This window comes from Mesorhizobium sp. M2A.F.Ca.ET.067.02.1.1 (assembly GCF_004023285.1).
Lineage (GTDB): Bacteria > Pseudomonadota > Alphaproteobacteria > Rhizobiales > Rhizobiaceae > Mesorhizobium.
The window spans coordinates 1-7,525 of the sequence record NZ_RZSB01000254.1; the positions used below are offsets into that span (position 1 = coordinate 1).

Consider the following 7,525-nt stretch of genomic DNA (forward strand, 5'->3'; position numbering starts at 1 on the left):
ATGAAACTGGTTCGCCGCAGCGCCGCGCCAAGCCGACCGCTTGGCGCTGCGGCGACCGCATCATAGGGAGAGAAAACTGTTACCTATGTATCCGGTTCAAAGTGTTACCCATCTATCCGCTGGACACTGGCCGCAACGCTGGCGCTTTTCCTGCTACGTTGGTGATTGGCGAAATCGCCGGCGACAGCGTCTCTCTCCCCGTCACTATACGGGGAGAGGATGCCGGCAGGCAGGTGAGGGGCAGCGCTAACGCCGAGAAAAGTGTTCGAGACCGAGCCTGGGACAGGCGAGCATTGCACAGGCTGGCAAACCAGCACCACCAACAACGCAACGCAGTACAAGCCAGCCGATGCAAAATCGTTTCCTGCCCTATCTGCTGACGCTGCCCAGCCTGCTCTTGGCGGCGGTGGTGATCTTCTGGCCGGTCTGGGACCTGATCCAGATCTCGACGCACGACGTCAACCGCTTTGGCCAGCTTCGCGAATTCAGCGGCCTGGCCAATTTCTCGGCGCTTGCCGCCGACCCGGATTTCGTCGCGGCGCTCTGGCGCACTGGGCTGTGGACGGCGCTGGTCGTGGGCGGCGCGCTGCTGCTATCGATCCCGGTGGCGATGATCCTCAACATGGATTTCTATGGCCGAGGCATCGCCCGCGTCATCATCATGCTGCCATGGGCGGTGTCGCTGACCATGACCGCGGTGGTCTGGCGCTGGGCGCTCAACGGCGAAAGCGGCATGCTGAATTCGGCGTTGATGAAGCTCGGGCTGATCAGCCAGAACATCCAGTGGCTGGCGAGCGCCGAGACCGCTTTCCCGATGCAGGTGCTGATCGGCATATTGGTGACCGTGCCCTTCACCACCACGATCTTCCTCGGCGGCCTGTCGTCGATCCCCGACGATCTCTATGAGGCGGCCGCGCTCGAGGGCGCGACACTGTTCCAGCAGTTCCGCGAGATCACCTTTCCGCTGCTCAAACCCTTCATCAACATCGCGATCGTGCTCAACACCATCTATGTCTTCAACTCCTTCCCGATCATTTGGGTGATGACGCAGGGCGGGCCGGCCAACTCGACCGACATATTGGTGACGCATCTCTATAAGCTCGCCTTCCGCATCGGCAAACTGGGCGAGGCCTCCGCCGTGTCGCTGGTGATGTTCGCGATCCTGCTCGTCTTCACCATGATCTATGTGCGGCTTGCCATGCGGGAGCAGCGCGCATGACGCCGAAGCTGAAACGCACCGTCATCGCCTGGCTGCTGCTGGCTCCGTTGATCGTGGTGACGATCTTCCCCTTCGCGGTGATGTTCCTCACCGCCGTCAAGCCGCGCACCGAGGTGCTGACGCCGACCTGGTGGCCGAGCGAGTTCCGCTGGTCGAATTTCGCGGACATGTGGGTGGCGACCGGCTTCGGCCAGGCGCTTCTGAATTCGCTTTATGTCTCGGCGCTGGCGACCCTCGGCGCGATCATGATCTCGGTCCCAGCCGCCTATGCCATGTCGCGCTTTCGTTTTGCCGGCTATGGGGCCTTCCGCCAGTTCCTTTTGATCTCGCAGATGATCTCGCCGATCGTGCTGGTGCTCGGCCTGTTCAGGCTGATGGCGGCCTGGGGCCTGGTCGAGTCGACCACCGCGCTCGGCTTCATCTACATGGCCTTCAACGTCGCCTTCACGGTGTGGATGCTGCAGAGCTATTTCGACACCATCCCGCGCGATCTCGAGGAGGCGGCCTGGATGGAAGGCGCCGGCCGCTGGCTGACGCTGCGCAAGGTCTTCCTGCCGCTCTGCCTGCCGGCGATCGCGGTGACGGCGATCTTCACCTTCATCAACGCCTGGAACGAGTTCGTGGTCGCGCTCACCATGCTCCGCAGCCAGGAAAGCTACACGCTGCCGATCCAGGTTTTCTCGCTCGTCGCCGGCCGCTATACGATCGAATGGCACCATGTCATGGCCGCCACGCTTTTGGCGACGCTGCCGGTGGCGATCCTTTTCATCTGGCTGCAGCGCTACCTCGTCCGGGGCCTTGCGCTCGGGGCCGTCAAATAGCAATCCCGGCAATTCCAGGAATACGCAGCGGTTTTCGTCCGGAATCGCAAAAACAAGAAGTCTAGGGAGCGTTCATGCGCATCTTCACCGCCTCGCTGGCGACGGAAACCAACACCTTCTCGCCGGTGCCGACCGACCGGGCCTCGTTCGAGATGGCCTTCTATGCCGGCCCGGGAAAACACCCAGAGACGCCGACGCTGTGCTCCTCGCCGATCGTGGCGCTGCGCAAGCGCGCCACGAAGGAAGATCTGACCGTCATCGAAGGCACGGCGACCTGGGCCGAGCCCGGCGGCCTGGTGCAGCGTCAGACCTATGAGGCGCTGCGTGACGAGATCCTCGACCAGCTCAAGGCCGCCCTACCGGTCGATGCGGTGATCCTTGGCCTGCATGGCGCCATGGTCGCGCAAGGCTATGACGATTGCGAAGGCGATCTGCTGGAACGCGTGCGCGCTATCGTGGGGCCGAAGGTGGTGATCGCTTCGGAGTTCGATCCGCACAGCCATTTGACGCCGAAACGCGTCGCGGCCTGCGATATCATGGCCTATTTCCTCGAATTCCCGCATACCGATTTCTATGAGCGCGGCGAGCATGTCGTCGAGCTCGGCCTTGCCGCGGCGCGCGGCGAGATCGAGCCGGTGATCTCGACCTTCGACTGCCGCATGATCCAGGTGCTGCCGACCAGCCGCGAGCCGATGCGCTCCTTCGTCGACAGGATCAAGGCGCTGCATGGCAAGGACGGCGTGCTGTCGGTCTCGGTCATCCACGGCTTCATGGCCGCCGACGTGCCGGAGATGGGCACGCGCATCCTGGTCGTCACCGACAACGACAAGGCAAAGGGCGATGCTTTGGCGGAAAGCCTCGGGCGCGAGCTCTATGCGCTGCGCGAAAAAACCGCGATGACGATGCTCTCCGCCTCGGCGGGCATCGAACAGGCGCTTGCCGTGCGCGCGACGCACCAGGACAAGCCAGTCGTGATCGCAGATATCTGGGACAATCCCGGCGGCGGCGTGCCGGGCGACGGCACCATCGTGTTGCGCGAGCTGCTCAAGCGCGGCGTGAACAAGGTCGGTGTGGCGACGATCTGGGACCCGATCGCCGTGACCTTCTGCCATGCCGCCGGCGAGGGCGCGGTCATCGATCTGCGCTTCGGCGGCAAGGCCGGGCCGCAGGCCGGCGAGCCGATCGACGCGCGCGTCACGGTGCTGAAGACGACCAACGAAGGCTGGCAAAGCTTCGGTCCGAGCCGGGTGACGTTGGGGCCGTCGGCTGTGGTGCGCATCGAAGGCACGGAAGTCGACGTCATCTTGAACACCAACCGCACCCAGACCTTCGAGCCGGATGTCTTCTCCAACATCGGCATCGATCCGCTCAGCAAGGACATCCTGCTGATCAAATCGACCAACCATTTCTACGCCGGCTTCGCACCGATCGCCGCCGAGATCATTTATGTCGCGGCGCCGAGCTCCTATCCGAGCAACCCGGCGAAGACGGATTACAGGAAGCTCAACCGGCCGATCTGGCCGAGGGTGGCGGATCCGTGGAAACAGCCAATCTCCCCCCTTGTGGGGGAGATGCCCGGCAGGGCAGAGGGGGGCGCGAAGGATCGCGGCCTCACCTAGCCTGGGGCAGCGAACGGAACGAGGGGCGGCGGCCACTATGATGGACTGCAACGTCGGCGGGACAGCGCCCCCCTCTGGCCTGCCGGCCATCTCCCCGACAAGGGGGGAGATTAGCCAGTCACACCAGCCCCCGCTTCACCATCATCGCCTCGGGCGACGGCATCTTTCCCCGGAACGCCGTGTAAAGCTCCTCAGGATCCTTCGACCCACCCGCGGCGTAGATGTTCTTCCGCAGCCGCTCGGCCAATTCCGGATTGAAGGCATCGCCCGTTTCCTCGAAAGCCGAGAAGGCGTCCGCGTCGAGCACTTCCGACCACATGTAGGAATAATAGCCGGCTGAATATCCGTTGCCGGCGAAGACATGGCCGAAATGCGGGGTGCGGTGGCGCATGGCGATCGTGTCGGGCATATGCAGTTTTTCCAGCGTCTCGGCCTCGAACCGAAGCGGCTCGGCCGGCGCCTCAGGCCTTGCATGATAGGCCATGTCGATCAGCGCCGAGGCGGTGAACTCGACCGTGGCGAAACCGGCGCCGAAGGTGCGGGTCGCAAGCATCTTGTCGAGCAGCGCCTTCGGCATCGGCTTGCCGGTCTTGACGTGCAGCGCGTGCTTTTCCAGCACCGCGGGCACCGTCAGCCAATGCTCGTAAAGCTGCGAGGGCAGTTCGACGAAATCGCGGCTGACCGAAGTGCCCGAGACCGACGGCCAGGTGACGTCGGTCAGCATGCCGTGCAGCGCATGGCCGAACTCGTGGAACAGCGTCTTCGCCTCATCGACCGACAGCAGCGCCGCCTCGCCGGCCGGCGGCTTGGCGAAGTTCATGATGTTGTAGATCACCGGCTTGGAACCATGACCGAGCTTGTAGCCGGATTTCAGCGCGCTCATCCAGGCGCCGGAACGTTTTGACGGACGGGCGAAATAATCGGCCAGGAACAGGCCGCGCTCGCTGCCGTCGGCATTCTTCACCACGAAGACTCGTGCATCGGGATGCCAGGCGGCGATGCCCTTCTTCTCCTCGAAAGTGATGCCGAACAGTTTCGTGGCGACATCGAAGCAAGCCTTGATGACGCGCTCGAGCTGCAAATACGGCTTCAGCTCCGCCTCGTCGAAGGCGAATTTCTCGGCACGCAGCTTCTCCTGGTAGAAGCGCCAGTCCCAGGCCGCGAACTTCTCGTTGCTGCCGGCTTCTGTCGCCAGCCGCTCCAGCTCCTTCTGGTCGGCGGCGGCTTTTTCCAGCGCCTTCTCCCACACCGGATCGAGCAGCTCGTGCACCGCCTTCGGGGTCTTCGCCATCGTATCGTCGAGCTTCAGCGCCGCGAAGGAATCGTAACCAAGCAGCTTCGCCTTCTCGGCGCGCAGCTTCAGCATGTCACGCACGACATCGGTGTTGTCGGAGGCGCCGCCATTCTGGCCGCGCATGATGAAAGCCTTGAACGCGATCTCGCGCAGGTCGCGGCGCTCGGAGAAGGTCGAGAACGGCTCGTAGATCGAGCGCGACAGCGTCACCGCATAGCGGCCCTTCTGGCCGCGCATCTCGGCCGCCTCGGCCATGGCGCTCTTCAAGAAATCCGGCAGGCCGGCAAGATCGGCCTCGTCGAGGAACAGCGCCCAGTCGCGTTCGTCGGCGAGCACGTTCTGGCCGAACTTGGTCCCGAGCGACGAGAGCTCTTCATTGATGGCCGCAAGCCGCTTCTTGCCCTCCGCATCCAGCTTGGCGCCCGACCGGACAAATCCCTTCCAGGTCTTCTCCAGCACCCGCAGCGTCTCGGCATCGAGCTTCAGGCTGTCGCGCCGCTGGTAGAGATCGTCGATGCGGGCAAACAGCTTCTCGTTCATCGAGATCGCGGAGAAATGCCGCGACATCTTTGGCGAAACCTCGCGTTCCATCGCCTGGATCGTGTCGTTGGTGTGGGCGCCGGCGCGGCACCAGAAGATCGACGAGACATGGTCGAGCGGCTCGCCGGCGAGCTCGAGCGCGGCAAGCGTGTTCTCGATGGTCGGCGTCTCTCTGTTGCCGGCGATGGCGTCGATCTCGGCCTGGTGCGCCGCCAGCGCCGCGTCGAAGACAGGGCCAAAATCATTGTCGCCGATGCGCGAGAAATCGGGCAGGCCGAGCGGACCCTGCCAAAGGGTCAGCGGATGGGCGGCGAGATCGACGGCTTTTGAAGATGACATGAGCGATTCCGGTGGACTGATTTGGAGGCGGGCTGCCTCGGATGTAGGGCGATGCCGCGCGCCGCGCAACACGGACCTCGCCTCAATAGCCGCTGCAGTCCTGCGCCACCGCTGTCTGCGTGCTGGCGACGATGCGCCCGCGGGCGACGGTGAAGGTCTCGCGCATGAGCGTATCGTTGTTGGGAAAATCGTAACAGGCGAGCACCGTGGTCTCACCATTCTCGCTCTTTTCGATGCGATGGCGGATCGCCGCGCCCGCGACCGCGCCCTGCCATTCGTCGATCGAGGCGATGAAATCCTCTTTGGTCTGGACGACGCCGATGTCGTCGAGCTTCATGCGCACGTCGTCGGCAAGCAGGTCGGACAATTCGGTACGGTCGGCGACCAGCAGCGCCGAATACCAGCGATCGATGATGGCGCCGTCATCCGCGCTGGCGCGGACGAGCGAGGACATGAGCAGCGTCGCCGCCAGAACGATCCTCCAGCTGATCCGGTGCATCACGCCTCCGTTAAAGCTCCGGCCGCTCGAAATCGCCGGTTTCCTTGTTCATCACCCACAGCTCCCCGGTCGAGATGTCGAACCATGCGCCGTAGAGCGAGAGCTTGCCCTTGCCTTCGAGGATCGAGACGCAGGGAAAGGTCCTGAGATTGGCGATGGAGTAGCGGACCGAAATACGCTCCAGCGCGGTCTGGCGCTCCGTCGTTGTCATCATCGTGCTGGAGGCCACGGTCTCGGCGGCTGGCGCGATCAGGCTCATCCATTTGCCGATGAAATCGCCGGGCGACAGCGGCGCGGAGTTGGTGTCGAGCGCGGCGCGGATGCCGCCGCAGCGGCCGTGGCCCATCACCACGATGTTCTTCACCTTCAGGCTCTGCACGGCGAATTCGAGCGCGGCCGAGGTCGAGTGATACTCGCCGTCCGGCTCGTAGGGCGGCACCAGATTGGCGACATTGCGCAACACGAAGAGCTCGCCGGGACCGGCATCGAAGATCGCTTCCGGCGCCGAGCGCGAATCGCAGCAGGCGACGATCATCGTCTCGGGCGCCTGACCGTCGCGCGCCAGCGAGCGATAGCGGTCGCTTTCGGTTGGGTAGCGGCCACTCATGAAGTTGCGATAGCCGGCGAGGAGGTGCTCGGGGAGGTGAGGCATGGGCGGCTAGAGCCTTTCCGGGGGTTGGAGGCGGCAGCTCGTTGCGATCGAAAAAGCCTCTAGCGGCAAATGCAGGTCGTGGGCAATGCCGAATTGCGGATGGCGGCGTCGCAATCGCATGCCGCCAAAAGCTGCGCGGTCGATTTTGCCTCAAGCCCAGATGGCGACGGGTATGCCGAAACGGTCGGCCAGAGGTGGGTCGGGGGAAGGCCGCGCCGCGCCGCTGGCGATACGCCCGGCGATCAGCATCATCGCCGCCGCGTCGAGGAAGTCGTCGCTCGCAGCACCCCGCGGCGGCGCCTGATCGAGGAAACGCTTCTCATAGCCATGCCGGCAAAGCAGCGCCTTGCGCTCCTCCATGCCGGCCGGGTTGACCGCGCCCTTTGTCTTCTTCGGCAGCGCCATCGCCGTGCCGCCATTCAGTCGGCAGAACGCCACTTCCGGATGCGATTCGAAGACACGGCCGCGCAGTTCGGGCCGCGCGATCAACAGCTGATCGATCTCGCGGATCTTGGCAAAGATGCCGAAAGCCTGGATGGAAA

At 63.9% G+C, this 7,525-nt stretch carries 7 protein-coding genes; 3 read left to right on the top strand and 4 right to left on the bottom strand.

The genetic code is table 11. From position 1 onward, the window contains the following. The first annotated feature begins 349 nt into the window (after nucleotides 1-349). The 3 genes from EOA28_RS18130 to EOA28_RS18140 all read left to right on the top strand — a co-directional run bounded on the left by EOA28_RS18130 (nucleotide 350) and on the right by EOA28_RS18140 (nucleotide 3,659). Entirely contained in the window at nucleotides 350-1,219 is an 870-nt protein-coding gene (locus tag EOA28_RS18130) for a sugar ABC transporter permease (RefSeq protein WP_127251624.1), read from the top strand. After that, on the top strand, nucleotides 1,216-2,040 hold the full coding sequence (locus tag EOA28_RS18135) for a carbohydrate ABC transporter permease (RefSeq protein ID WP_126080522.1): 825 nt from the start codon (nucleotides 1,216-1,218) through the stop codon (nucleotides 2,038-2,040). The genes EOA28_RS18130 and EOA28_RS18135 overlap by 4 nt, the downstream gene beginning before the upstream one ends. A gap of 74 nt (nucleotides 2,041-2,114) precedes the next feature. Further along, the gene (locus tag EOA28_RS18140) at nucleotides 2,115-3,659 is read left to right on the top strand and encodes a M81 family metallopeptidase (protein WP_127251625.1); all 1,545 of its coding nucleotides are present in this window, start codon (nucleotides 2,115-2,117) and stop codon (nucleotides 3,657-3,659) included. A gap of 118 nt (nucleotides 3,660-3,777) precedes the next feature. Here the strand turns inward: EOA28_RS18140 and EOA28_RS18145 are convergent, their stop codons facing one another. The 4 genes from EOA28_RS18145 to EOA28_RS18160 form a co-directional block, all read right to left on the bottom strand. Next, a complete protein-coding gene (locus tag EOA28_RS18145) occupies nucleotides 3,778-5,832 on the bottom strand; it encodes a M3 family metallopeptidase (protein ID WP_127251626.1) in 2,055 nt (684 codons plus the stop codon). An 82-nt stretch (nucleotides 5,833-5,914) separates the two neighbouring features. Continuing rightward, nucleotides 5,915-6,331, bottom strand: a complete 417-nt coding sequence (locus EOA28_RS18150; RefSeq protein ID WP_126080519.1) for a nuclear transport factor 2 family protein — start codon at nucleotides 6,329-6,331, stop codon at nucleotides 5,915-5,917. A 10-nt stretch (nucleotides 6,332-6,341) separates the two neighbouring features. Next, complete coding sequence (locus EOA28_RS18155) at nucleotides 6,342-6,983, bottom strand: carbonic anhydrase (protein ID WP_040991526.1); 642 nt, start codon at nucleotides 6,981-6,983, stop codon at nucleotides 6,342-6,344. 150 nt (nucleotides 6,984-7,133) lie between these two features. Next, nucleotides 7,134-7,525 (bottom strand): DUF429 domain-containing protein (locus EOA28_RS18160; protein ID WP_128315119.1); only part of this gene is annotated, 392 nt, incomplete at its 5' end.